Below are 25,700 nucleotides of genomic sequence, written 5' to 3'. Positions count from 1 at the left end.
GTCGAACATCGACATCAGCACGACGAACGGCGCCAGCGCCGCGATGGAATCGATCGACAACGCGCTGTCCACGGTGAACAACCTGCAGGCAACGCTGGGTGCGGCCCAGAACCGCTTCGCGTCGGTCGTGACGACGCAGCAAAGCGCTTCGACGAACCTGGCCAGCGCGCAATCGCAGATCACCGACGCGAATTTCGCGCAGGAAACCGCGAATCTCTCCAAGGCACAAGTGCTGCAACAGGCCGGTATCTCGGTGCTGGCACAGGCCAACTCGCTGCCGCAGCAGGTTCTCAAGCTGCTGCAATAACGTGTAAGTCGGCATGGGCGAGCGGTCCAGACCAGGCAGTAGCCGCCCGCACATGCCAGTTACCCATGCTTAAGCATGGTGTTCTCCAGCGGAGACTGTCGCAAGACACTCTCCGCTTTTTTTATGGCGTTCAAAATCGCAGCAGGCGTGCCCTGCCGCCCCGAAGCCAGCGCGCTTCAACCGTCCGTAGAGAGCGTCACGGTCTCCCACGCGCGAATCTCATCCTCCAGCGCCGACAGCTTGTTTCGCACCAGCCCGAGCGCATCGCTGCCCAGCAGGAGATGCACCGGTGGGTGCTCCGCATCGATCGCGGCAAGCATCGCACGCGCGGCTTTTCCCGGATCGCCTAGCTGCCTGCCGCTCTTTTCCTCGCGTGCTTTGCGGACAGGATCGAACATATCGTCGTAGTCCGCGATCGAGCGAGGTGTTCGAGACATTGAACGGCCAGCCCAGTCCGTGCGGAACGAACCTGGCGCCACGGCTGTCACGTCGATACCGAAAGGCTTGACCTCTTTGCTCAACGCTTCGGAGATGCCTTCAAGCGCGAACTTGCTGCCGCAGTAGTACGCGATTCCCGGCATGGTGATGTAACCGCCCATCGACGTGATGTTCAGAATATGCCCGCGCCGACGTGCTCGCATGAAGGGCAACACGGCCTTCATCATGGCGACCGCGCCGAATACGTTCACATCGAACTGTCGACGCAGTTCCGACATCGGCGATTCTTCCACGATGCCTTCGTGGCCATAGCCGGCGTTGTTCACGAGCACATCGACAGGCCCCACGCCCGCTTCGATCTCCGTTACAACGCGCTCGATGGCGTCGAAGTCCGTTACGTCGAGTACACGTCCGAACGCCGCGTGCGCAGATAGCGACTCGAATTCATGCATTGCCTGCTCGCTTCTCACGGTGCCGATCACCTTGTGACCTGCCGCCAGCGCCTCGTGTGCGAGCGCACGGCCGAAGCCGCTGCTGACGCCCGTGATGAGCAACGTTTTGCTGGATGTCATTGAAGCACGCTCCCGAATGTTGTGAGGAACGTGCATACTAGTCTCAGGTTCAACGCCCGATAAGGCGAAATCCGCTAGTTTTATTGCCCAAAACTATGAGCAGCAAGCACCTCTCCCCTCGCCGTTCCGAACTCTCCTCGCAAAGCCAGAAGCGTATGGTCTCCCTGCTGCGCGCGCTGGCTCCCGAAGAGGGCTACAACCTGACCGCGCTGCCCAGCGTCCGCATTCTGCGTTCGAACCGCGCGTTGTCGCGCACGCCGGTTCTTTACGATCCCGGCATCGTGATCGTGTGCCAGGGCTGCAAGCGGGGCTACTTTGGAGAGCAACTCTATCTGTACGACGAGCGTCACTACCTGGCGGTGTCCGTACCGGTGCCGTTCAGCATGGAAACCGATGCAACCGCGGAGCGCCCGCTGCTTGCGCTGTATCTGCACCTCGATTTCGCGCTGGCCGCCGAACTGGCGGAGCAGATCGATCGTGAACACGTAACGGAACGCATCGAAACACCGCAAAGCATGACCTCCACGCCGATGGACGAAGCCATGCAAACGTCCGTGTTGCGCTTGCTCGAAGCGATGCAGCAGCCGCTGGAAGCCGCCGTGCTCGGTCCCGGGCTCCTGCGCGAACTGTACTTTCGTGTACTCACCGGCGCTCAAGGCGGCTCGATGCGAGAAGCGCTAGCCATGCGAGGACAGTTCGGCAGGATAGGCCGATCGCTACGGCTGATCCACACCGCTTACGCGCAGTCGCTCGATGTGACACGGCTTGCCGAAGAAGCCGGTATGAGCGTGCCGAGCTTCCATAGCCACTTCAAGGCGGTCACGCAGGTGTCGCCAATGCAGTACGTGAAGTCGACGCGTCTGCATCAGGCCCGCTTGCTGATGTTGCGTGAGGAACTAACCGCGGACACAGCGAGTCACGCCGTCGGTTACACGAGCACTTCCCAGTTCTCGAGAGAATTCAAGCGGCTCTTTGGTTTGACACCTGCCGCGGAGACAAAACGTATGCGCAAAAGCTTCGCGATCCCGGCGGCATTCGATGGCGCGACGTATGTTTCGTCACACTAAGCTTTCCACGGCGAGCTTGCGGCCAGCCAAAGAAAAAGCCCGCGCGGAGGCGGGCTGAATCCGTATCAAAGGAGACATGGAGGAGACAAGACTCAGTATAAACCCTTGATCCCGTGATGCAAGGCGATGCGCGTACATCGCTATCTTCAGGCGTTTCAACCAAAACTGCCCGCAATTACATTAACAACTGCTGCCTTACCGTCGATAGTATTGTCGAAATTACTACTCGCGGACGGGCATGGCATCGACGCCACGCGCAAATTCCGCGTTCATTCTGAGGAGGCGACATGCGCATAGGCGTTCCAAAGGAGATCAAGAACCACGAGTATCGCGTCGGCCTCACACCGTCTTCAGTGCGTGAGATCGTCGCGCACGGACACAGCGTGGACGTCGAGACAGGAGCCGGCGCCGGCATCGGCGCATCGGACGACGCTTACCGCGTCGCGGGCGCGCAGGTTGCGCCCAGTGCCGAAGCGGTATTTGCCGCTGCCGACATGATCGTCAAGGTCAAGGAGCCCCAGGCGCCCGAGCGTGCGCTGTTGCGCGAAGGGCAGATTCTGTTCACCTATCTGCATCTCGCGCCGGACCCCGAACAGTGCGCCGATCTCGTTCGCAGCAACGCGGTCTGCATCGCCTACGAGACCGTCACGCAGCGCGGCGGCGGCTTGCCGCTGCTCGCGCCGATGTCGGAGGTGGCGGGTCGCATGTCGATTCAGGCGGGCGCATTCTGCCTTGAACGCGCACATGGCGGCAAGGGCATTTTGCCCGGCGGCGTGGCCGGTGTTCCCCCTGCGAAGATCGTGATTCTCGGTGCAGGCGTAGTGGGTAGCAATGCCGCGCAGATAGCGGTCGGCACGGGTGCGCAGGTCGTCGTGATCGACCGCAACGTCGATGCGCTGCGACGCATGGACCGGTTGCTGGGCGCACGCGTGATCACGGTGTATTCGAATCAGGACAATATCGAGCAACACGTGCTCGATGCCGACCTCGTGATCGGCGGCGTGCTCGTGCCCGGCGCGGCCGCGCCCAAACTCGTCACGCGCAAGATGGTCGATGCGATGAGCCCAGGCTCGGTCATTGTGGACGTCGCGATCGACCAGGGCGGTTGCTGCGAGACGGCGAAACCTACCACTCACGCGAACCCCACGTACATGGTCGGCGAAATCGTGCACTACTGCGTGGCGAACATGCCGGGCGGCGTGCCGCGCACGTCCACTTACGCGTTGAATAACGCGACGTTGCCTTTCGTTCTGCAGATTGCCGACCAGGGCTGGCGCAAGGCGCTCACCGGCGACGAACATCTGCGTCGCGGGTTGAATGTCGCGTTTGGCAAGGTGACCTGCCCTGAGGTTGCCGAAGCTTTGGGCTACACCTGCGAAGACGCAGCGGTCATCGCCGCTGGATAACGCAAACTTGAGCAGACGAGGCGCGGCCGGTTCGAGCGGCCGCGCCTCCGATGCAACGCGCGGCTAGAAGTCGATCTTCGCGTTCAGGCTCACCGTACGCGGTTCGCCCGGCGCAATGTAGCTGTCGTACTGGAACAACCAGTAGCGGCGGTTTGCGAGGTTGTCGACCGCCGCACGCAGCGTGACGTCGTGACCGCCGATGCGCGTCATGTAATTCGCGCCCACGTTCACGAGCATGTAGCCGCCCGTTTGCAGGTCGCCGGCCGGACGCACTTCGGTATTGCCCGTGTACTTCGCGTCGGCGCCCAGTTGCAGGCCCGGCACCAGCGGCACGTCGTAAGTGACGCGCGCGGCGGCCGTGAACTGCGGGGCGCCGGCCACGCGCTTGCCGTTGTACGTCTGCCCCTTGGCGTACCACGTGTCGAGCAGCATCACGTCGCCCGCAACCTGCCAGTCGCGACCCAGACGCACGCTGCCGCCCGCTTCGATACCTTCATAAATGGACGTGCCGTCCTGCGTCAGCACGTTCTGGCTGTTCGTGTAGGTCGCGCCGCGTTCGATACGGAACAGCGCCGCGTTAGCGCTCCAGCGTCCGTGCTCGGTCTTGATGCCCACTTCGTACTGGCGCGAGCGCAGCGGGTTGAGCACCGAACCGGCATTTGCATAGGTGTCCGCAACAACCTGCCCCGCTTCCAGCGACTCCACATAGCTCGTGTAGATCGTGGTCAGCGGATCGAGCTTGTACATCAGCGCGAAAGTTGGCGTGATGACGCCATTCTTGCCGTACGCGGCGGTGGTTGCGCCCGCTTCGGAGAAGGTTTCCTGATCGTAATTGGTGTAGCGCAAGCCTGCGAGCACCGACCAGCGGCTCGTCAGTTGCACCGTATCGCTCACGAACAGCGCCTTCTGGTTGATCTCGCTCGCGCGGTACTTCGCGAGACCGCTGCCCGAGTAGTAAGCGTACGGATTCGGCTCGTAGAGATTGCCCGCGCCGAGCGTGTCGTAAATCGTGCTGGCCGCCGTGCCGTAATCGTTGGTCTGACGCTGGACAGCGGCGCCGAACACGAGCTGATGCGCGAACGGTCCGGTCTTCACCTTGCCTTCGAAGGTGCCCTGCCAGTAGATGTCCTGATGACCTTCGTCGCCATTCCAGCGGGTATCGGTGTAGTCGCCTGCCTGGTTCAGCAGCGTGAGCGTGCTCTCGTTACGGTCGCGCGCCACCTTGCTGTAGCTCGCCGAGGTGTTGAACGTCCAGTCCGGCGCGATCTGGTACTTCACGCCCGCCGTGTAGAGCTGCAGGTTCGTGTTCAGATGCTGGCCGGCGCTGTCGAGCCAGTTGGTGCCGCCGCTGATCGTCGCGGGCAGGCTCGAACCGGTATAGGTGCCCGGAATGTAGATCGAAGGCGTCTGACCGCTCGAGCGGCTCTGCTGATAGATCGCGTTGAAATAGACGTCGAGGTCGCGCGTGAGCTGGCCGTCTAGTGCAAGCGCCACCGAATTGCGGTTGATGTTGCCCGCGTTATAGGTCTTGCCCTGCTCGTGCGTGTAGTTGATGCGCGCACCGAACATGCCGTCCGGACCGAAGCGGCGGCTCAGATCGGCGTGCTGGGTCAGCACGCCGTCCATCCGGTAACCGACGTCGAAGCTCGTCACCGGGTCCTTGCCCGGCGTCTTCGTCACGTAATTGACCACGCCGCCCGGTGCCGCGAACCCGTACATGAAGCCACCGAGGCCCTTGAGCAGTTCGACGCGTTCGAGGTTTTCATAGGGCATCGTGATGCCGTACGAAATGAACGGATTGCCGTCGATCTTGAAGCCGTTCTGCCAGTCGATCGCGAGGCCGCGCACCGTGATGTAGGTGGCCCACGCGCTATAGGCGCTGCTGTTGTCGGTGACCGACGCGTCACCCGCAAACACGTCGCCGAGCTTGTTCGCCTGGCGGTCCGCCAGATCTTCGCCGGTCACCACCGTGGTCGAGAACGGCGTATCGATCTGCGAGCGCGTGCCGAGCGCGCCATTCGAAACGGGCGTCTCCAGATGCAGCGGCGTATCGGACACCGAGGTCGCGTTCACCTGCACGGCCGGCAGCGCTCCGTCGGCGCTAACCGCGGCTTTACCCGAAGCGGCAGCAGTCGCGCCGCTCGCCGGCGCGGCCGCGCCCTCTTGCGCGGCGGTCTGGCCAAATGCCGATTGGGCGGCCGCGGCAAACGTCAGCCAGGCGGCAATCCGCAAAGGACGAGGGTGTGTGCGCGTCGTGCGGCGTGTGGTTTTTTGACGTTCTTCGTTGTTCATATCGGTCTGAAATCCGGGCGCGCTCCGCCCCGGCTGGATGTCGAAGCAATTTATAAATGCGACGCATTCTCATTCGCAGAGCGCATACTAGCAAAACCGGCGGCGTTTTGAAAGCCTCCTGAAACAATCGGGAGACAGACCGTTGCGCGAACATGGGTTTGTCCGCCCGTGTCATTCCCGTGATGAACTGGGGCATTCACCTACATCGGTTGGAGTTCTGGTTTCGCGACCGTCTGCGGCCAGAATGTGCCGGCCTTCATCGACGGCGTCCGCGAACGCATCGGCGGGGATGCCAAAGGTCGCTGCAGCCTCTCGCACGACTTTCCGATCGACTGGAGCGTCGAGCAGGTGGTCACGTTCTATCCGGCCATCTGCAACTCGGCGCATGCGCAGGCCTAGCTCACAGCATGATGGATCCCGTCAAAGCCGGACCGACGGCGCATACGCGCGCACGAAGAACACCAGCGTGATACAGAGGGTCACCAGCAACGTACCCGCGCGCGTGACCTTGGGTGGAATCCGCCGCCCGATCAGCGCGCCGCCGTACCCGCCGACGATCGCAGCCACCAGCATCACGAGCGTCTCGTGCCAATAGACGGCACGAGCAATCACGAAGGTCAGTACGGCGCACACGTTCGCCGTACTGACGAGCAGCGTGCGTGGCGCATTCAGCCGCTTGAAATCGCGGCTGTCGATCAGGCTCCATACGGCCATCATCATGATGCCGACCGCGCCGCCGAAATAGCCGCCGTAAATGCCGAGTCCAAACTGGACCGTCAGCGCGACGGCGCCGCTCAGATGTCCGCGGCCACGCAATGCTTCGCCAAGACGCCGGCCAAAGGCCAATGCGAGACACGCGAGCAGCAGGAGCCAGGGCAACACAAACGAGAAGGCCGTCGACGATGTGCACAGCAGCAGAATCGCGCCAACGAATCCTCCCGCCAGCGTCGCGATCATCAGCCAGCGCAGCGTGAGCGGACCAACCGGGCCCAGACCGTCCCGATAGGCCCACGCGCTGGCAGCGCCGCCAGGAAACAGCGCAACCGTGCTCGAAGCATTCGCCTGAACCGGAGGCACGCCCACGGCGATGAGCGCCGGCAGGCTGACGAACGAACCGCCGCCCGCCAGTGCGTTCATCGCACCGGCCAGCAAGCCCGCAAAGAAAACCATGAAAAGTGGAGACATAGCGTGCATGCTAAGGGCTCAAAGGTCGCGTCACAATCTGGCAATTCCAATGCCAGACTTCGGCTGCTCCGAAGCGTCTTCCGCAATGCAACCCAGGCCATACCAAAGGATCGATACCCATGCGCTTCGATTTGACCGACCTGCGTCTCTTCCTGACCGTGATCGAGCAAGGCAGCCTCACGCGCGGCGCGCAGACGCTGCATCTGGCGCTCGCGTCGGTGAGCGAGCGGATCGCGGGCATGGAGACGACGCTCGGTACGCCGCTGCTCGAAAGGAATCGTCGCGGCGTGAGCGCAACAGCCGCCGGCGACGCGCTGGCTCGACATGCGCGCTCGATTCTCGAACAGGTCGAACAGATGCGCGGCGAGTTGCGCACGTACGCCGCGGGCCTGAAAGGACGCATCAGGGTGCTGTCGAACACGGCTGCGCTGGCCGCCTTTCTGCCGTCGCGGCTTGGCCGCTTTCTCGCGGACCACCCCGATCTGTCGATCGATCTGGATGAACGCCCTAGCGCGGAAATCGTTCTGGCGTTAGCCGACGGACGCGCCGATCTCGGCATCGTCGCCGACATCGCGGACCTGAGTGCGCTGCAAACCCATTTGATCGCGCAGGATCAACTGGTCGTGATCGCGCCGCATGAACATCACATCGTGACAGGTCGTCCGGTCGTGTTCGCCGATCTGCTGGACGAAGCGTTTGTGGGTGTCGCCGATGCGGCGCTGGAGATGCATCTCGCGGAACGCGCGTCGCGCCTCGGACGACAGTTGAATCACCGGATCCGGTTGCACGGCATCGAAAACGTTGCGATGCTGGTGGAAGCGGGCGTGGGGATCGCGATACTCTCGCAGGCTTCGATCGAAGCGGTACGTCACCGGCGCGTGACGATCGCCCCGCTCTCCGACCGCTGGGCCACGAGGCAATTGCACCTGTGCGCACGCGATTTCGCCACGCTGACACGACATGCCCGCCTGCTCGCGCAACAACTGACTGACGGAGCGGCTAACGCTTAAGGGTGCGGCTTACGCTTAACGCCACGCCTGCGTGAACTCGTCGATCACGCGCGCAAGATGCGTCTGCATCGCCGTGCGCGCAGCGGCCGCGTCGCGCGCCATGATGGCCGAAAAGATCCGCTGATGGTCTTCCTGCGAAGCCGCGCGCAACGCCGGCGTGTGGAAATGCTCTTCGATCTTTTTCCACAACGGGTCGGCGCGGGAGTTGTCCCACATAGCGGTCACCACCAGCCGGAGCACTTCGTTGCCGGTTGCCCGCGCGATCGCGAGGTGAAACTCGCGGTCCGCGGCTTCGTTGGCGGCCTTGTCGTCCATGTTTTCGCGCATCGTGCGCAACGTGGCGAACAGACGGTCGAGGTCCGAGTCTTTGCGTTCGGTCGCGGCCAGCGCGGCAATGCCGCTTTCGATCACTGCCCGTGCGCGCAGCGTTTCGATCGGACCCGGCCCGCGCGGCAGTTCGAACGTGAGAGGCCGCGCATCCGGTGCATCGGCCACGTAGATACCCGACCCGACGCGCACCTCCACCACGCCCTGCACTTCCAGCGCGATGATCGCCTCGCGCACCTGCGTACGGCTCACGCCAAAGCGCTCGGCGAGCGTTCGCTCGGAAGGCAGGCGCGCACGAGGGCCGACGTCGCCGGCCGCGATCAGGTCGTAGATCTGTTTCGCCAGCCCGACATAGGAACGATCGGCCGCGTCCGCATCGGCGTTGCGGCCGGTTGGCGTGGGCAAGAGGTCGGCCATCCGGGTTCCTGAAATCGTCCAAGCCGCACCGTGGCGGCGGCAGTCGCCAAAAAATGGTACACCAATTTCATGTCATTCCGCGGCCGGCTTCCGTGCGCCGGGACGACGCGTCCGGCATAGCATCGGCGCGGGTTTCAGGCCGATCGCGCTGTGCATGGACGCACTGGTAAACCACTATCGCGCGCAGATTGGTATGCCAGTACTGTCAGATGTGGAGGCGTTCGCACATGCGTTCCATTTCGCTTCGAGGGGACGCCTTTGAAGAGGTCATTCCGCTGGTTCACGCTGGTTCGGTAAGTCCGATTCAGTCCCGCTGCTGCACATCCGCAAGATTCCCAGCGTCACACACCGTGTCGGCATTGCATGACGAGACATGTGCGCCGGCAAACGGCAGGTTCAATCCAACAACAAGGAGACAACATGCTTTCAGGAATCCAGGTGCTTCGAGCGGCGGCGACCGCGGCTTTGGCGTTGTCCGCGAGTGCGGCATTCGCACAGGCATCGATCGTGTCCGGACCGTCCAGCGACCCCACGTGTATGGTCCCGTGGAAGAGCGACACGAAATTCGTTAAGTATCCGAAGAAAAACGGCCCCTACCGGATCGCGCTCGTGAACGGCTATATCGCGAATACGTGGCGGATCCAGATGATCAAGACCGCCAAGGCCTATACCGCGCAACCGGCCGTTGCCGCAAAGCTCAAGGAGTTCAAGGTCGTGTCGACCGGCGAGGATGTGCCCGCGCAGATCTCGGCAGTCAACAATTTCATCGATGCCGGTTATGACGCGATCATCGTGGACGCGCAGAATCCGGCGTCGTTCGGACCCGCGATCCGCCGCGCGAAAAAAGCCGGCGTGGTGCTGATCGCGTTCGACAATACGCTCGACAGCGAAGACGCGATCAACGTCGACGTCGACCAGTACGGGCTCGGCGTGCTGTGGGCGAAGTGGCTCGCGGGCCATCTGCCGAACGGCGGCAAGGTGCTGGAGGTGCGCGGCGTGGCGGGCACCTCGGTCGACACCGACCGGCACAACGGCTTCACGAAGACGCTCGACGACACCGGCAAAAAGTGGAACGTCGTGCAGGTCTACGGCAAGTGGGACGACGCGGTCGCGCAGAAGGCCACCGCCGATGCGATCGCGGTGCAGGGCCATTTCGACGGCATTTCCGCGCAGGGCGGCGACACCGGCGTGGTGCGCGCAATGATCGATGCGAAGCATCCGTTCGTGCCGTTCGGCGGCGAGACGGAGAACGGCTTCCGCAAATTCTGCGCGCAGTACGGCGGCCAGGGCCTGAAATGCACGTCGGCGGGCAGCGGTCCCGCGCAGGTGGCGGTCGCGATCAAGACCGCCCTCGCCGCGCTGGATGGCCAGACGATTCCCGTCGCGATCAAGCTACCGCTCGACGTCACCGACGATTCGAAGCTGAAAGCAGGCACCAACTATTTCCCGAACGAGTCCGACAACTTCTTCGTCGGCAACTCGTTCCCGACGTGCGGCATCAACTTCTCCGCGCAGGAAATCATGAAGCAGAGCCAGGGCAACCAGTGATCGCGTGATGGCGTGAAGGCGCGATTGCGCGCGACGTGACGGGAGGCGATGCATGCAGCAGGACGTAGAGCAGCCGTTCTTTCAGATGTCCGGTGTGTCGAAGAGCTACGGCGGCGCCGTCGCGCTGGATCATGCGGAGCTTGCGGTGCGCCGGGGACGCATCCACGCGATCCTCGGCGAGAACGGCGCGGGCAAGTCCACGTTGCTGAAGGTGATGTCCGGCGTCGTGCAGCCGGACGAAGGCACGATGCAGCTCGACGGCCATGAAGTGTCGTTCGCGTCGCCCGCCGCGGCGAACGCGGCCGGCATCGTCTGCGTGTATCAGGAGCTGTCGCTGATCCCCGACCTCAGCGTGGCGGACAACATCTTCGCGTCGAACCCGCCGCGACGCTTCGGCATGATCGACCGCCGCGCGCAACGCCGTCAGGCCGAAGCCGCGCTCGCCCGCGCGGGCGCACCCGACATCAATCCGCTCGCAAAGATTCGCGATCTACCGCTGTCGCGCCAGCAGATGGTCGAACTCGCGAAGGGCCTCGCGCGCGAGCCGCGCATCCTGATTCTCGACGAAGCCACCTCCGCGCTGACCGCGGCCGACGTCGCGCGTGTAATCGACGTGCTGAAGCGCCTGCGCGAAGAAGGACTCGCGCTGCTCTTCATCTCGCACCGGATGCACGAGGTGAAGGCGCTCGCGGACGAATGCACGGTCTACCGGAACGGCCGTCACGTGATGAGCTTCGACGCGGGTGCGCGCACCGATAATGAGGTCATCGAAATGATGATCGGGCGGACGTACCAGCATGCATTTCCAGAAAAACCCGCGGACAAGCCTGCTGACAAGTCCGAGCAACGAAACGCCGCCGCACCGGTGCTCGCCTGCCGCGATCTCGCATGGAACGACACGCTGCAAGGCATCAGCTTTTCGCTAAGGCGCGGTGAAATTCTCGGGCTGGGCGGCCTCGACGGGCAAGGCCAGCGCGAACTGCTGCTCGCGCTGTTCGGCGTGTTGCGCGGTTGCGAAGGCAAGATCGAGATCGACGGCAAGCCCGTGTCGATCGGCAGCCCGGTGGCCGCGCGCGCGAACGGAATCGGCATGGCGCTGATTCCGGAGGACCGCAAGACCGAAGGCCTGATGCTGCCGATGTCGGTGCGCGAAAACCTCTCCTTCGCCGCGCTCGATCGCATGTCCACCGCGGGCGTGATCGATCGCGAGCGCCAGCAGTCGTGCGTCGACAGCATGATGGAGACACTCGCGATCAAGTCGTTCGATGTGGACGCGGCCGTGGGGTCGCTGTCGGGCGGCAACCAGCAGAAAGTCGTGATCGCGAAGTGGCTGGTCCGCAAGCCGCGCATCCTGCTGCTCAGCGATCCGACGCGCGGCATCGACGTCGGCACCAAGCAGGAGATCTATCAGCTCCTGAGGCGTCTCGCCGACGAAGGCGCCGCGATTCTTTTCTACTCAACCGACTACGACGAACTGATCGGCTGCTGCGACCGCGTGCTCGTGCTGTACGAAGGACGGATCAAGAAGGAACTGGTCGGCCCGGCGATCACCGAGCAGAACCTGATTGCGAGCGCGCTGGACCTGCCTGTTGGGCAAACCGCGGAGCAGCCCTCGCCTTCCACAGGAGCCGCATCATGAGCGGGCTGCGTTACTGGTATGCGGAAAATCGCGGCACGACGTTCGCGTTCTGCCTGTTCGTGCTGATGTTCGCGATCTACCTGTTCAACTATCCGTCTTCCCTATCCGCGAACGTGTTCCAGACGGCCGCGAACAAGGCGGTGCTGCTTGCGCTCGTGTCGATGGCGCAGGCGCTCGTCGTGCTGACGGCCGGCATCGACCTGTCGATCGGCATGATGCTCGTGCTGACCAATTGCCTCGGATCGTGGATCGTCGTCGGCGACGCGCTGCATACCGCGCTCGGCATCGTTGGCGTGCTCGTGTCCGGCGCGCTGTGCGGCGCGCTCAACGGTGTGATCATCATTTTCGGCCGTCTGCAGCCGATCGTGACGACGATCGCGACGGGCGCCGTGTACTACGGGCTCGCGCTGCTGCTGCGCCCGGTTCCCGGCGGAACGATCAACGACGACCTCGGCGACATACTGACCGGCAAGGTGGCCGGCATCATTCCGACGAGTCTGCTGATCCTGATCGCGACCGTGATAATCGTCTGGATTCCTTTCAAACGCTCGGCAGTCGGACGCGCGGCCTACGCGACCGGTTCGTCCGAGCCTGCGGCGTTCCTGTCCGGCATGCCGATCCGCCGCGCGAAATTCGCGAGCTATACGCTCGCCGGCGTGCTCGCCGCGATCGGCGGTCTCTTTCTGACGTTCTTCACGGACACCGGTGAAGCGAGTCTCGGCAGCGCGAACTCGTACGTGCTGTTTTCGATCGCCGCGGTGGTGATCGGCGGCGTGTCGCTGCTCGGCGGCAAGGGCAGCGCGATCGGCGCGATCTTCGGCGCGTTCGCGTTCCGTTCCATCGGCGACCTGCTGTTCGTGTTCAACGTCGATGCGCTGTGGCAGCCGCTGTTTCAGGGTGTGATTCTGCTGCTTGCCGTGTCGATCGGCGCATGCGGACTGTTCAGGGTGCGCAACCGTCTGGAGTGGTTCCAATGAGCGGCGTTTCCGCAACCAGCCGGACCACCTTCGTGTCGCGGCTCACGCGCAGGATCGACAAGCCGATCGTGATCGCGTTCGCATGCATCGTCGCGCTGCTGCTGGTGGGCGGGATGTTTTCGCGCAACTTCATGTCGCCGGAGTACATCCTGCTGCAGCTGAAAGTCGGCGCGTTCCTCGGCATCATCGCGACCGGGCTGATGATGGTGATCCTGCTCGGCCACATCGACCTGTCGCTGCCATGGACGATCACGGTCGGCGCAATGATGGGCTGCGCCGTCGCGGGGCACGGCGAACTCGGGCGCGTGCTCGCGATTCCGGTCGGAATTGGCTGCGGCATGCTGATCGGCGTCGTCAACGGCATCCTCGTCGCGCTGCTGCGCATTCCGTCGATGATCGCCACGCTCGCGACCAACGCGGTCGCGCAGGGCATCATGATCGTCTACACGGGCGGATCGTCGCCGCAGGATTCCGCGCCGCCCGCGATGCGATGGCTCGCGGCGGGCTGGCTCGTACCGGGCGTGCCGAACGCCGTCGTGCTGTGGGTGGTGATCGGCGGCGCGACGATGTTCCTGCTGTCGCGCACCACCTTCGGCCGTACGCTGTACGCGATCGGCAACACCGAGCGCGCAGCGTATCTGTCGGGTATCAATACGCGTCTCGTGACCGTGGCCGCGTTTGCCGTGTGCAGCGCATTCGCGGCGTTCGGCGGCGTGCTGCTCGCGGGCTATGCGTCGAAAGCGGCACAGTCGATGGGCGATGCGTATCTGTTGCCCGCGATCGCGGCGGTCGTGCTCGGCGGCACGTCGATTCTGGGCGGCCGGGGTTCGTATCTCGGCACCGTGGCCGGCGCAATTCTTATCACGCTGCTGCAGTCGATCCTGTCCGTTGCGCAGATGCCGGAGGCGGGACGCCAGATCATCTACGGCGTGGTGATCGCGGCGATGCTGCTGCTCTACGGACGCAGCAAACAGGAAGCGTAGGCGATCGCGCACCGAAGCGCGTCAAGTTCGTTCGAGCTACTGATCAATCTCAATCCCACCCCGCCTCGGCCAGCTTCAGCGGCGCCATGCGCCGCATCGCCAGCCGGAAATCGCGCGCGACCGGCGAAAGCGGCGCGTCGCGTCGGCGGATCAACCCAAGCACGCGCGCAACGGACGGCTCGATCAGCGGCCGGATCGCGAGCCGCATGTGCGTATCGCGCGGCGCCGCGCAGCGCGGAATGATCGAGATGCCGAGCCCCGCTTCGACGAGCCCAAGCGACGTGGTGAGGTGCTCGATCTCGATCAGCCGCTCCGGCTTCCAGTCGATGTCGCGCAACGCGGTATCGAGCATCCGCCGGTTGCCGCTCGTCGTGCCCGACACGATCAGCGGCCACGGACGCAGTTCGCGCCATGCCACGTGCTCGTGCGCGGCGAGCGGATGATCGGACGGACACGCGAGCACGTACGGGTCTTCGAGCAACGCGTCGATCGCGAGCTCGGGCGTGTCGTTGACGAGAAACGCGATGCCGAACTCCGCATCGCCATCCACCACTCGCCGCGTGACGGTGGCGAGATCCGCTTCGATCAGGCGCAGCCTCACTTCCGGGCGCCGCCGGTGGTAGCTGCCGATGATGTTCGGCAGCAGAAACTTCGCCGCGGTCGGAATGCATGCGATGGTGAGCTGGCCCGCGCGGATGCGCGTCGCTTCGGTCACGATCCGAAGCGACGCATCCAGTTCGCGCAGCACGCCCTGCGCGCGCGGCAACAGCAGTTCGCCGGACGTGGTGAGCGCGACCGAACGCGTGGTGCGCTCGAAAAGTCTCAGGTCGAGCGCGGCTTCGAGACGTTTGATGCGGCGCGTCAACGCGGGCGCCGACAGATTGAGTTCGAGCGCCGCATCGTTGAACGACGCATGCGACGCGACCGACACGAACGCGCGCAACGCGTCGAGATCGACGCCGGGAAAGCGGTTGGCGAATGACACGGGCGGTAAATCGTGCCCTTGGGACAAACGGTTCGAACGCGTCAAGCGAAGCTCCGGAACTCTTGCATGTGAAGCAATAATAATCACGCGACGTGCAATTCACAAAGCATCCCGCGCTGCGGATACTGGATGCGCAAATCAACGAGACGCTCCAGCAATGAACCGATCCGACAATCCTGGTGGAAACGCGTATACGGCCGGCATCGCCGCTTTCGTCGCGGGACTTCGTTATGACGCGATTCCGTCCGAGGTGCGCGCGCGCATCAAGCTGCTCGTACTCGATTCGATCGGCTGCGCGATTTTCGGCGCGGGCCTGCGCTGGAGCGAGATCCTCGCCGATACGCTCGATGCGGTGGATTCGACCCGCAGCTGCGCTGTGTGGGGCACGTCGCGCCGTCTGTCCGCACCGCACGCGGCGCTCGTGAACGGCACGCTCGTGCAGAGCTTCGAACTCGACGACGTGCATCGCGTCGGCGTGCTGCACGTCGGCGCCGTGACCTTGCCTGGCATCGTCGCGATCGCGGAAGGCCTGCCCGCGAATGCGCGTATGAGCGGTCGCGATTTCCTGCGCGCGTGCGTCGCGGGCTACGAGATCGGTCCGCGCGTCGGTATGTGCATGGGTCCCGAGCACATCGCGCAGGGCTGGCATTCGGGCGCGACCGTCGGCGTCTATTCAGCGGCCGCGGGCGCTGCCGCGGCGCTAAGGCTCGATACGGAGCAGACCGTGCACGCGCTCGGCATCGGCGGCACCCAGGCCGCGGGCCTGATGGCCGCGCAGTTCGGCGCGATGGTCAAGCGGATGCACGCGGGCCGCGCCGCGCAAAGCGGCCTGTACGGCGCGCTGCTCGCGCAGAACGGCTTCACCGGTATCGTCGACGTGTTCGAAAATCCGTACGGCGGTTTTTGCAGCACGTTCTCGCGCTCCGACGACCGCTTCGATCTGACGCAACTCGTCGACGGGCTCGGCGAGCGCTTCGAGACGATGCGCGTCGCGCTGAAGTTCTACTCGTGCGTCGGCAGCAATCACACGACGCTCGATGCGATCCGTGCGATGCGCTCACGCCATCCGTTCGAGGTGGCCGACATCGAACGCATTGTCGTGCATGGTTCGCGCGTGACGATGGATCACGTCGGCTGGAAATACGTGCCGCAGGGTTTGACCTCGGCGCAGCTCAACCTGCCCTATTGCGTCGCAACGTTGCTGCTGGAAGGCGACGTATTCGTCGACCAGTTCAGCGAAGAGCGTGTGGCCGACCGCGAACGGATGGCGCTCGCCGACCGCGTGCAGGTGCTCGAGGACCCCGCGATCACCGCGCGCGGTCCGACGTTCCGGCACATGGTGCGCGTCGAGATCCTGCTGCGCGACGGCACGCGCCTTGAAGAAACCGTCGAAGCGCAGCGCGGCAGCGAGCACGCATTCGCGAGCGAAACCGACATCGTCGACAAGATGATGAAGCTCGCCACGCACCGTATTCCCGCTGGGCACGCCGAGCGCATCGTCGACTGGGTGATGCACGCGGAAGACCAGGCCGACACGGGCGAACTCGCCGCGCTGCTCGCGGCCGGCCCGCAACGCTAGCGCATCGCGGAACCGACATGGCCGCCACGCCCCACTCTCTCGCCGCAACTTCGCCGCGCACGGCGCGGCGCATGCGGATGCGCTCGATCATCGGCGGCAGCGCGGGCAACGTAATCGAGTGGTACGACTTTCTCGCGTACTCGATCTTCTCGATCTACTTCAGCCAGGCATTCTTTCCCGGCGACAACCGCACGGTGCAGTTGCTCAATGCCGCGGCCATCGCGGCGATCGGCTACGTGATGCGGCCGCTCGGCAGCTGGGCGATCGGCGCCCTCGCCGATCGTCGCGGGCGGCGCGTGGCGCTGAGCCTCTCGGTTGGCATGATGAGCGCGGGCTCGCTGCTGATCGCGATCACGCCAACCTACGCATCGATCGGCGTCGCGGCGCCGGCCATTCTCGTCTGCGCACGGCTCCTGCAGGGCTTCAGCATGGGTGGCGAAGCGGGCACCAGCGCGACGTATCTCAGCGAAATGGCGCCCGCGGGAAAGCGCGGTTTCTTCGTCGGCTTCGTGCAGGTGACGGTCGTGATGGGACAGCTCGTCGCGCTCGCGCTGATGCTGGTGCTGCAGCGTCTCGCGCTGACGCCGCATCAGCTCGAACAATGGGGCTGGCGGATTCCGTTCGCGATCGGCGGTGCGCTCGCGATCTTCGCGCTGTATCTGCGGCGCGGCATCGCGGAGACCGACGCGTACGCGCAAGCGGGTACGGGCACGGACACAGGCGATGCCACGACGGAACGCGGCAGCCTGCTCGCGCTGATCGTCCAGCATCGCCGCGAAACACTGTGGACGATCGGCATCAGCGTGGGCGGCACGGTCGCGTTCTACACGTTCACGATCTATCTGCAGAAGTACATGGTCAACACCGCGGGCTTCAGCCGCGACACGGCCACGCTGATCGCGACGGTTGCGCTCGTGATCTACATGTTCTGCCAGCCGCTGTATGGGTGGCTCTCCGATGTGATCGGCCGGCGGCCGGTGATGATGATCTTCGGCTTCGGCGGCACGTTCCTCACGGTGCCGCTGATGCATGCGCTCGGCACGACGCACAGCGCGTGGACTGCGTTCGGCCTGAGTCTTGCCGCGCTCGCGATACTGAGCGGCTTTTCGTCGATCCACTGGCTCGTGAAGTCGGAACTGTTTCCGGCGAAGGTGCGCGCGCTCGGTGTGGGCTTGCCGTTCGCGATCGTGTCGTCCGTGATGGGCGGCACGACCGAGTTTCTCGCGCTGCGCCTCAAGCATGCGGATCATGAGTCGTGGTTCTTCTATTACGTCAGCGCGTGCGCGGCCGTTTCGCTCGTCACGTACTGGCTGATGCCCGAGACGCGCCATCGGTCGGTGATCGACGACGAAGCGCGCACGTGATTCATCGTCTGGAGACTTTGTCGATGCAGTCAGGCTCGTCCGTCGCGCCATTTGCGGCGCAGGCGCTGTCGCGATACGCGGCCGCGCTGCGTTTCGACGCATTGCCCGCCGACGTTGTGCGGCGCGCGAAAGACTGCTTCGTCGATGCGATCGGCGCGGCCGTCTACGGGCACGACACGGCAGCGGGCCAGGCCGCGCTGCGTTACATCGCGGATGCGGCGCCCGGGTCGTGCGCGATCGTCGGCAGCATGCATCGCGTCGCGCCGGAGGCCGCGGCGTTCGCGGGCGGCGTGCTCACGCACGCGGCCGAACTCGACAGCCTGCGGCAACCCGGAGTCGGCGTGCATCCGGGCGCGGCGCTCGTGCCGGCGGCGCTTGCCGCGGCGCAGATGGCCTCGCTGCGCGCACGCGATGGCAATGCAACCGGCCGCGATCTGTTGACCGCGCTCGTCGCCGGCATCGAGGTGATGTTCCGCATCGGCACGGCGACGAAGCATTCGGCCGAGGCGCGCGGCTTCCACGCGCCGGGGCTGACGGGACCGTTCGGCGCGGCGATCGTCGCGGGCCTGCTCGCCGGTCTCGATGCGGATGCGTTGTGCCGCGCGCTCGGCATCGCGGGTTCGCTCGCGGGCGGCCTGCTCGAATTCGCGAAAGCCAGCGACGGCGGACTCGTGAAGCGCATTCACCTGGGCCGCGCGGCGCAGGCGGGCGTCACTGCCGTGCGTCTCGTGCAGGCCGGCTTCGATGGACCGTCGAGCGTGCTCGATGGACGCTATGGCTTTTTGCACGCGTACTGCGCGAGTTCGGATCAAGCGGCGCTCACCGCGGCGCTCGACGGTAGCCACTACGAAACGCCTACGCTGTGCATCAAGCGTTACGCGTGTCACATCGTCGCGCACACGCCGGTCTACGCGATCAGTCAATTGCGCGCCGCGCACGCGCTCGACGCGAGCCGCGTCGCGTCGATCCGCATCGAAGGCGCCGCGCGTCTCGCCGCGAATCACAACCTCAAGTCACCGAGCGATCTGGTGCTCGCGCAATACAGCGTGCCGTACTGCGTAGCCGCGGCGCTGCTGCACGACGCGGACGATCCGCGCGCGTTCAGCGCGGCGCTGCTCGACGATCCGCGCGTGCATGCGCTCGCGCAGCGCGTGGAAGTCATCGCAAGTGACGCAACCGGACTCGCGACCGTGACCACCGTCACGCTCGACGACAGTACGACGTCGACCCAGGCGCAACACGATTTTCCCGGTTGCCCGTCCGCGCCGCTGTCGCGCGCGCAGTTGCGCGACAAGTTTCTGCGCATGACATCGCGGCTGGGCCATGCGGCAGATTCGCTGTTCGAGCGTCTCGACGCGCTCGAACACGAGTCCGACCTGCACTGGCTCGATGCAGCGCCACATCAAGGAGGCTATCGATGAACGTCGCACGCACGCTGGGCGAGCGGATCGTCGCGTTGCGCTTTGCCGATCTGCCCGACGAAGCACTGCACTGGGCGCGCATCGGTATCGCCGACACGGTCGGCGTGACGCTGGCTGGCGCGAGCGAACCGTGCGCGCGAATCGCGCGCAGCGTCGCGGGGCCATCAACGGGACCCGCGCTGTGCTTCGGCAGCAACGAGCGAATGAAGCCCGTGGACGCTGCGTTCGTAAACGGCACCGCCGCCCATGCGCTCGATTTCGACGACTGCAGCAACACGCTCGGCGGCCATCCATCGGCGCCGATCCTGCCCGCCCTCTTCGCGCTCGCGGATGCACATAGCGTGAGCGGCCGCGCATTCGTCACCGCGTACGTAGCAGGATTTGAAGCACAGGCGCGTATCGCGCACGCGGTCAATTTTCACCACTACGACAAGGGCTGGCACCCGACCGCGACACTCGGCGTGTTCGGCGCATGCGCGGCCGCTTCGCATCTGCTCGGCCTCGATGCGGAACGAACCGCCACTGCGCTATCCGTCGCCGCATCGTTCGCATCCGGCGTGAAGGCGAACTTCGGCACGATGACGAAACCGCTGCACGTGGGTCACGCATCGCGCAACGGACTCGTCGCGGCATTGCTCGCGCGCGAGGGCTTCACGGCCGGCGACGACGCGTTCGGCCATCGCCAGGGCTTCTTCGAGGTCTACAACGGCGCGGGTCACTACGATCCGGCTGCCGCGCTGCGCAACTGGGCGGACCCGCTCGATATCGTCGCGCCGGGCATCGCGATCAAGCAGTACCCGTGCTGCGGCAGCACGCACCCTGCGATCGACGCGATGCTGATGCTCGCCGCGGAACATGAACTGACGCCGCGCAACGTTACGCGCATCGTGTCCCGCACGCATCCGCGCCGACTGCGGCACACCGACCGGCCGCAGCCGTCCGGCGCGCTCGATGCGAAATTCAGCGTGCAGTACTGCGTCGCGCGTGCGCTCGCGCAAGGACGCGTCGTGTTGTCCGATTTCGAAGGCGACGCATGGGCGGACGCCGCGATCCGCGCGCTGATGGAACGCGTGAGCGCGGAGCCCGATCCGCTTGCCGACCAGCAGCCCGATCACTTCGGCGCGGAGATCGTGGTGGAAACGACGGACGGACGGCGGTTGTCGAAGCGCGTCGCGAGCGCGGCGGGACGCACGTCGGCAAATCCGCTGCCGATGTCGCGCATCGAAGCGAAGTTCCTCGATTGCGCGGCGCATGCGCTGCCTGCCGACGCGTGCCGCGCGGCGCTCGACATGCTGTGGCAGATCGAAACGCTCGACGACGTTGCCGCGCTGACCGCGCAGCTTGCGCTTCAAGGCGAACGAAGCAAATGATGCGAATGAAACGAACGAAGCGAAGATTGATGGCTAGAGATTGAAGGCTGGAGTGCGCGGTGTGCCCGCGCACGTCGATGACACGGCGGCTACGACCGCCGGAACCGGAGACAGTCATGAACGACTCGCTGGTCGCGGCGCGGGTGGACCGCCTGCCGAACACGCGGATGCATCGCGCGTGGATGGTGCTGTTCGCGATTCCGCTCTTCTTCGACAGTTGCGACATCAATACCTTCGCGTCGGCGGCGCCCGCGCTGATCCGCCACTGGCACATCGCGATCAACGAGATCGCGCTGATCACGTCCGCGAGTTTCATCGGCATGTTCTTCGGCGCAACGCTCGGCGGGCTGCTATCGGACCGCATGGGGCGGCGGCGCTCGCTGGTGGTGTTCGTCTTGATCTCGTCGGTCGGCTCGCTCGCGTCGGCCATCGTGCCCAGTGTCGGCTATCTGTTCGCGGCGCGCGTGGTGACGGGCTTCGGCATCTCGGCCGGCATGGTGACGGTGATGACCTACATCGCCGAGCTGTTTCCGGCGCGCTCGCGCGGCACCTGGCAGTCGTGGGCGATGGTGATCAACCTGTGCGCGATTCCGCTGACCAATCTGGTCGCGCGGCTGCTGGTGCCGTACGGCGAGAACGGCTGGCGCTGGGTGTTCGTGTGGGGCGCGCTCGGTATCGTGTTTCCGCTGCTGGTGCGCCGGCTGCCTGAGTCGCCGCGCTGGAGCGCGCGCGCCGGACGCTACGACGAGGCGGACGCCGCATTAAATGCGATGGAAGCGCGCGCGGTCGCGGAAGGACACGTGCTCGACGCGCCCGAAGTCGCCGCGCGGCCGCCCGAAGTGCGCGAGCCGTGGGGCACGATGTTCAACCCCGTGTACCGGCGCCGCACGCTGACGCTGTGCGCGATCTGGCTGCTGCAAACGCTCGGCTTCTACGGCTTCGAAGCGTGGGTGCCGACGCTGCTCGTGCATCACGGCATCACGATCGCACGCAGCCTCACCTACTTCACGCTGATCAACGTCGGCGCACCGCTCGGTGCATTGCTCGCGGTGTACCCGGCGGACCGCTTCGAACGCAAGCATCTGATCGCGGTAGTCGCGTTGCTGATTGCAGTGTTCGGTCTGCTGTACGGACTGAGCTTCACGCCGATCCTGATCGTGACGTTCGGCTTCGCGGTCGGGATGCTGACGCAGACCTTCGCGACGCTCCTGTACTCGTACACGCCCGAGCAGTTCCCGACCGGCGTGCGCAATAGCGCGACCGGCCTGACTTACGGCGCGGGCCGCATCGCGAATGTCGCGAACGCGTTCGTGATCGCGGCGATCTACACGAACCTGGGCTACGTGACGGTGTTCATGTATATCGCCGGCGCGTGGCTGCTGACCGCGCTGATCACGCTGCTGTTCGGGCCGCGCACCACGGGACGCAGCCTCGAGACGCTGAACCCGGCCGTCGATGGCGCGCGCGACGAAGCGGGCTCGATCGGCAAGCTCGCCGACTATCCGCATCGCTGAACCGGCCGCACACGTTGCAGCTGTACACGCTCAGACAAGGAGATGGATTCGATGACCCTCGACGATCTGCATGACCTCGACGTACTCGTGGTGGGCGCCGGCAACGCGGCGGCCAACGCGGCGCTGGCCGCGCGCGAGCGCGGCGCGCAACGCGTCGCGCTGATCGAAAGCGCGCCCGAGCAGGCGCGCGGCGGCAACTCGGCGTTTACCGGCGGCGCGTTCCGCTTCGTGTACGACTCGGTCGACGATCTGCTGAAGCTCGCGCCCGACATCGCGGACCTCGATCTGCCGAACATCGATTTCGGCACCTATACGCGCGAGCAGTATTTCGACGATATCGGCCGCCTCACGGAATTTCGCGCCGATCCCGATCTCACCGAAGTGCTGATCGGCAACAGCTACGATGCGGCGCTCTGGCTCAGGCGGCACGGCGTGCGCTTCCAGCCGGCGCTCGGCCGCCAGGCGTTCAAGGTGGGCGGCAAGTTCCGCTTCTGGGGCGGCCTCGCGTGCCATATCCTGGGCGGCGGCACGCATCTCGTCGAGGCGCTGCATCATGCGCTCGCGGACGCGCGCGTCGGTGTGCTGTACCAGACCCAGGCGATGGGGCTGCTATACGGCGAACGCGGCATAGAAGGCGTGCGCGCGATGCACGCGGGACGCCAGGTCGATATCCGCGCGCGGGCCGTCGTGCTCGCGTGCGGCGGCTTCGAATCGAACGCGGAAATGCGCGCGCGTTATCTCGGACCGAACTGGGACCTCGCGAAGGTGCGCGGCACCCGCTACAACACTGGCTGGGGCCACCGGATGGCGATGGAGATCGGCGCGGCGGTGGCCGGCCACTGGTCCGGCGCGCACGCGGTGCAGTGGGACATGAACGCGCCCGAGTTCGGCGACCTGACGATCGGCGACCGCTTTCAGAAGCACAACTATCCATTCGGGATTCTGGTCAACGCGAAGGGCGAGCGCTTTCTCGACGAGGGCCTCGACTTCCACAGCTTCACGTATGCGAAGTACGGTCACGAGGTGCTGAAGCAGCCGGGCTTGTTCGCATGGCAGATCTTCGACCAGAAGGTGACGAAGCTGCTGCGCGACGAATACCGGATCGCGCGCATCACGAAGGAGACGGCCGGCACGCTCGAAGAGCTCGCAACGAAGCTGACGGGCGTCGACCCTGAAGGCTTCCTGCGCACCGTGCGCGCGTACAACGCGGCGCCGCGGCCCGACGTGCAGTTCGATCCGAACGTGCACGATGGGCTGCGCACTCAGGGTCTCGCGATCGACAAGACCAACTGGGCGAACCCGCTCGATACGCCGCCGTACGAAGCGTACGGCGTGACGACGGGCGTCACGTTCACGTTCGGCGGCCTGAAGGTATCGACCGATGGGGAAGTGCTCGATGCATCCGGGATGCCGATCCGCGGGCTGTTCGCGGCGGGCGAGATCGTCGGCGGGCTGTATTACCACAACTATGGCAGCGGCACGGGGCTCGTTGCGGGCGTGGTGTTCGGCCGGCGCGCGGGCGCAGGCGCGGCTGCACTCGCGGCACGGTGACGGACGATGAGCGCGCTTTCCATTTCCACGCCGCACAACACGCCGGCCGGCGACGTGCTGCTGATCGACAACGAGCTGGTGGCGAGCGTGCTGACGATGCGCGACTGCATCGACGCGCAGGAGCGTGCGTTCGCGGGCCTCGCGAGCGGCGCATCGATCGGCCGGCCGCGCATCGACACCTACGTGCCGACCGCTTCGGATGACAGCTACTACCGCTTTGGTTCCGTGGACGGCGCAACGGACGGTGTGCTCGCGGTACGGCTCAAATCCGACGTGATGGTGTGGCCGCGCGGGCACGGCGCGGCAGGCAGCGAGCAGAAGTACTGCATCGAGCCCGGCACGTACTGCGGGCTCGTCGTGCTGTTCAGCACGGAAAACGGCGCGCCGCTCGCGCTCCTCAATGACGGCCACCTGCAGCATATGCGGGTGGGCGGCGCGGCGGGACTCGGCACGCGTCTGCTTGCGCGCGCGGATGCGCGCTCGGTCGGCATGATCGGCTCGGGCGGCATGGCCGCGACGTTTCTGGAAGCGCTCGTCGCGGTGAGGCCCATCGAACGCGTGCGGGTGTACAGCCGCAGCGAAGCGAACCGGCAGCGCTTCGCGCAGCGTATGCGCGAACAGCTCGGCATCGACGTGCTCGCAGTCGATGCGCCGCATGATGCCGTGCGCGGCGCGGACATCGTGTCGACCTGCACCGACAGCATGACGCCGGTGCTCGACCCCGCGTGGCTCGAACCGGGCATGCACGTGGTCGCGCTGACGCCGCGCGAATTCGATGCAGACGCGGTGCAACGCTTCGACGTGAAGGTGGTGCAAGGACGCGAGCCGCTACCGATGGCCGAGAGCGAGCGCTTCAGCCAGCGCATCTCGGGCAGCCCGAATGCGTTCGTCGGCGGCTCGGAGGCGGAACGCGCGCGGCTGCCGGTGGCGAAGCGGGCGCGCGTCGATACGACGTCATGGCCGACCTATGCGGACGTGATTGCCGGCCACGCGCCGGGCCGCACCGACAGCCGGCAGATCAGCTTCTATTTCACGCCCGGCAACTGGGGCGTGCAGTTCGCGGCGGTGGGCGGCGTGGTGTATCGCGAAGCGCTGCGCAGAGGTCTCGGTCAGCGACTGCCGCTGCAATGGTTCGTGCAGTCGATCAGGAACTGAAGGGGTTCCCGTCGTCCCTGCCCGTTCCAGCGGCAAAATGTCCGCCACTCCACTCGCTCGATGTCTGGTACTCTGCGCCATTCGCGACTGCAGGCATTTCGAATCGATGGATACTCCCTTCAACGAGCGCGGCGTCTCGGTCACGCGCAACGCGTTCTCGGCGGCTGGCCAGGTCTTCGCGCTGCGCGAGATCGAAGGCGTGCGCGTCGTCACGATCCCCAAGAACAAGGCCTTGCCGACGACGATCTCGCTCATCGGGCTCGCCGGCGCGATCGCGGGCGGCGTGGCGGGATCGGGCGCGGGCTTCGTGCTCGGCGTCATGCTGATCGTGGTTGGGATCCTGGCGTGGTTCACGCAGGACGTCACGCACCGCCTGATGCTGAAGACCGCGAGCGGCGAGCGCGACACGATTTCGAGCGTCGATCTGGACTTCGTCGAGCGCGTCGCGCAAGCGGTGACGCGCGCGAAGGATGCGGCGGTCGTTGCTAGCGGGCCGGCCGCTTAAGCACGGCCGCCTGGTTCGCACCATGACAAAGCGGCGGTTGCGCGCAAACGCAACCGCCGCTTTTCGTTCACCGTCCGGCATCGACCGG

22 protein-coding genes are annotated in these 25,700 nt (G+C 65.3%); 17 read left to right on the top strand and 5 right to left on the bottom strand.

The window, feature by feature from the left end; translation table 11 throughout:
- Positions 1-307, top strand: a 307-nt coding sequence (locus DVS29_RS27695) for a flagellin (RefSeq protein ID WP_276314345.1), incomplete at its 5' end; no start/stop codon positions are given.
- A gap of 176 nt (positions 308-483) precedes the next feature.
- Here the strand turns inward: DVS29_RS27695 and DVS29_RS27690 are convergent.
- A complete protein-coding gene (locus tag DVS29_RS27690) occupies positions 484-1,317 on the bottom strand; it encodes an oxidoreductase (RefSeq protein WP_118183719.1) in 834 nt (277 codons plus the stop codon).
- Between the two features lie 155 nt (positions 1,318-1,472).
- Here DVS29_RS27690 and DVS29_RS27685 point away from each other — a divergent pair, with 155 nt between their 5' ends.
- Both DVS29_RS27685 and ald read left to right on the top strand, forming a co-directional pair.
- On the top strand, positions 1,473-2,384 hold the full coding sequence (locus tag DVS29_RS27685) for an AraC family transcriptional regulator (RefSeq protein ID WP_420816170.1): 912 nt from the start codon (positions 1,473-1,475) through the stop codon (positions 2,382-2,384).
- Positions 2,385-2,671: 287 nt separating this feature from the next.
- Entirely contained in the window at positions 2,672-3,790 is a 1,119-nt protein-coding gene (gene ald, locus DVS29_RS27680) for an alanine dehydrogenase (RefSeq protein WP_118183717.1), read from the top strand.
- A gap of 63 nt (positions 3,791-3,853) precedes the next feature.
- Here ald and DVS29_RS27675 read toward each other — a convergent pair whose 3' ends face one another.
- Positions 3,854-6,082 (bottom strand): TonB-dependent siderophore receptor, encoded by a 2,229-nt coding sequence (locus DVS29_RS27675; RefSeq protein WP_205962521.1) that lies wholly within the window; start codon positions 6,080-6,082, stop codon positions 3,854-3,856.
- Between the two features lie 246 nt (positions 6,083-6,328).
- Here DVS29_RS27675 and DVS29_RS37440 point away from each other — a divergent pair, with 246 nt between their 5' ends.
- Positions 6,329-6,481 carry a hypothetical protein gene (locus tag DVS29_RS37440; protein ID WP_164708000.1) on the top strand — a complete coding sequence of 51 codons (153 nt, stop codon included), beginning with the start codon at positions 6,329-6,331 and terminating at the stop codon, positions 6,479-6,481.
- A 21-nt stretch (positions 6,482-6,502) separates the two neighbouring features.
- On the opposite strand, the gene DVS29_RS27670 is transcribed toward DVS29_RS37440, so the two are convergent.
- Positions 6,503-7,267, bottom strand: a complete 765-nt coding sequence (locus DVS29_RS27670; RefSeq protein ID WP_118183715.1) for a sulfite exporter TauE/SafE family protein — start codon at positions 7,265-7,267, stop codon at positions 6,503-6,505.
- 119 nt (positions 7,268-7,386) lie between these two features.
- Between DVS29_RS27670 and DVS29_RS27665 the strand changes: the two genes are divergently transcribed.
- Positions 7,387-8,277 (top strand): LysR substrate-binding domain-containing protein, encoded by an 891-nt coding sequence (locus DVS29_RS27665; RefSeq protein ID WP_118183714.1) that lies wholly within the window; start codon positions 7,387-7,389, stop codon positions 8,275-8,277.
- Positions 8,278-8,292: 15 nt separating this feature from the next.
- Here DVS29_RS27665 and DVS29_RS27660 read toward each other — a convergent pair whose 3' ends face one another.
- On the bottom strand, positions 8,293-9,021 hold the full coding sequence (locus DVS29_RS27660) for a FadR/GntR family transcriptional regulator (protein ID WP_118183713.1): 729 nt from the start codon (positions 9,019-9,021) through the stop codon (positions 8,293-8,295).
- A gap of 420 nt (positions 9,022-9,441) precedes the next feature.
- Here DVS29_RS27660 and DVS29_RS27655 point away from each other — a divergent pair, with 420 nt between their 5' ends.
- From DVS29_RS27655 to DVS29_RS27640, 4 genes are read left to right on the top strand one after another with little or no spacing between them, the layout of a single operon-like run.
- Complete coding sequence (locus DVS29_RS27655; RefSeq protein ID WP_118183712.1) at positions 9,442-10,569, top strand: sugar ABC transporter substrate-binding protein; 1,128 nt, start codon at positions 9,442-9,444, stop codon at positions 10,567-10,569.
- Positions 10,570-10,621: 52 nt separating this feature from the next.
- Positions 10,622-12,208 (top strand): sugar ABC transporter ATP-binding protein, encoded by a 1,587-nt coding sequence (locus DVS29_RS27650; protein WP_118183711.1) that lies wholly within the window; start codon positions 10,622-10,624, stop codon positions 12,206-12,208.
- A complete protein-coding gene (locus DVS29_RS27645) occupies positions 12,205-13,185 on the top strand; it encodes an ABC transporter permease (protein ID WP_118183710.1) in 981 nt (326 codons plus the stop codon). Before DVS29_RS27650 ends, DVS29_RS27645 begins: the two co-directional genes overlap by 4 nt.
- The gene (locus DVS29_RS27640) at positions 13,182-14,168 is read left to right on the top strand and encodes an ABC transporter permease (protein WP_118183709.1); all 987 of its coding nucleotides are present in this window, start codon (positions 13,182-13,184) and stop codon (positions 14,166-14,168) included. The genes DVS29_RS27645 and DVS29_RS27640 overlap by 4 nt, the downstream gene beginning before the upstream one ends.
- Positions 14,169-14,217: 49 nt before the next feature.
- Here DVS29_RS27640 and DVS29_RS27635 read toward each other — a convergent pair whose 3' ends face one another.
- The gene (locus DVS29_RS27635; protein ID WP_118183708.1) at positions 14,218-15,153 is read right to left on the bottom strand and encodes a LysR family transcriptional regulator; all 936 of its coding nucleotides are present in this window, start codon (positions 15,151-15,153) and stop codon (positions 14,218-14,220) included.
- Positions 15,154-15,310: 157 nt separating this feature from the next.
- Between DVS29_RS27635 and DVS29_RS27630 the strand changes: the two genes are divergently transcribed.
- From DVS29_RS27630 to DVS29_RS27595, 8 genes are all read left to right on the top strand, one after another.
- Complete coding sequence (locus DVS29_RS27630) at positions 15,311-16,732, top strand: MmgE/PrpD family protein (protein WP_118183707.1); 1,422 nt, start codon at positions 15,311-15,313, stop codon at positions 16,730-16,732.
- Between the two features lie 17 nt (positions 16,733-16,749).
- Complete coding sequence (locus tag DVS29_RS27625; protein WP_118183706.1) at positions 16,750-18,096, top strand: MFS transporter; 1,347 nt, start codon at positions 16,750-16,752, stop codon at positions 18,094-18,096.
- A 23-nt stretch (positions 18,097-18,119) separates the two neighbouring features.
- Entirely contained in the window at positions 18,120-19,517 is a 1,398-nt protein-coding gene (locus tag DVS29_RS27620) for an MmgE/PrpD family protein (protein ID WP_118183705.1), read from the top strand.
- The gene (locus tag DVS29_RS27615) at positions 19,514-20,887 is read left to right on the top strand and encodes an MmgE/PrpD family protein (RefSeq protein ID WP_118183704.1); all 1,374 of its coding nucleotides are present in this window, start codon (positions 19,514-19,516) and stop codon (positions 20,885-20,887) included. The genes DVS29_RS27620 and DVS29_RS27615 overlap by 4 nt, the downstream gene beginning before the upstream one ends.
- A gap of 116 nt (positions 20,888-21,003) precedes the next feature.
- Entirely contained in the window at positions 21,004-22,401 is a 1,398-nt protein-coding gene (locus DVS29_RS27610; protein ID WP_118183703.1) for an MFS transporter, read from the top strand.
- Between the two features lie 51 nt (positions 22,402-22,452).
- Positions 22,453-23,952 (top strand): FAD-dependent tricarballylate dehydrogenase TcuA, encoded by a 1,500-nt coding sequence (tcuA, locus tag DVS29_RS27605; protein ID WP_118183732.1) that lies wholly within the window; start codon positions 22,453-22,455, stop codon positions 23,950-23,952.
- A gap of 6 nt (positions 23,953-23,958) precedes the next feature.
- On the top strand, positions 23,959-25,107 hold the full coding sequence (locus DVS29_RS27600; RefSeq protein WP_205962520.1) for an ornithine cyclodeaminase family protein: 1,149 nt from the start codon (positions 23,959-23,961) through the stop codon (positions 25,105-25,107).
- Between the two features lie 106 nt (positions 25,108-25,213).
- A complete protein-coding gene (locus DVS29_RS27595) occupies positions 25,214-25,612 on the top strand; it encodes a DUF6232 family protein (protein ID WP_118183702.1) in 399 nt (132 codons plus the stop codon).
- Positions 25,613-25,700: the final 88 nt, after the last annotated feature.

Origin of the sequence: Paraburkholderia phosphatilytica, from assembly GCF_003443895.1 — a bacterium.
Taxonomy (GTDB): domain Bacteria; phylum Pseudomonadota; class Gammaproteobacteria; order Burkholderiales; family Burkholderiaceae; genus Paraburkholderia; species Paraburkholderia phosphatilytica.
This window is presented reverse-complemented; position numbering and strand designations above follow the sequence as displayed.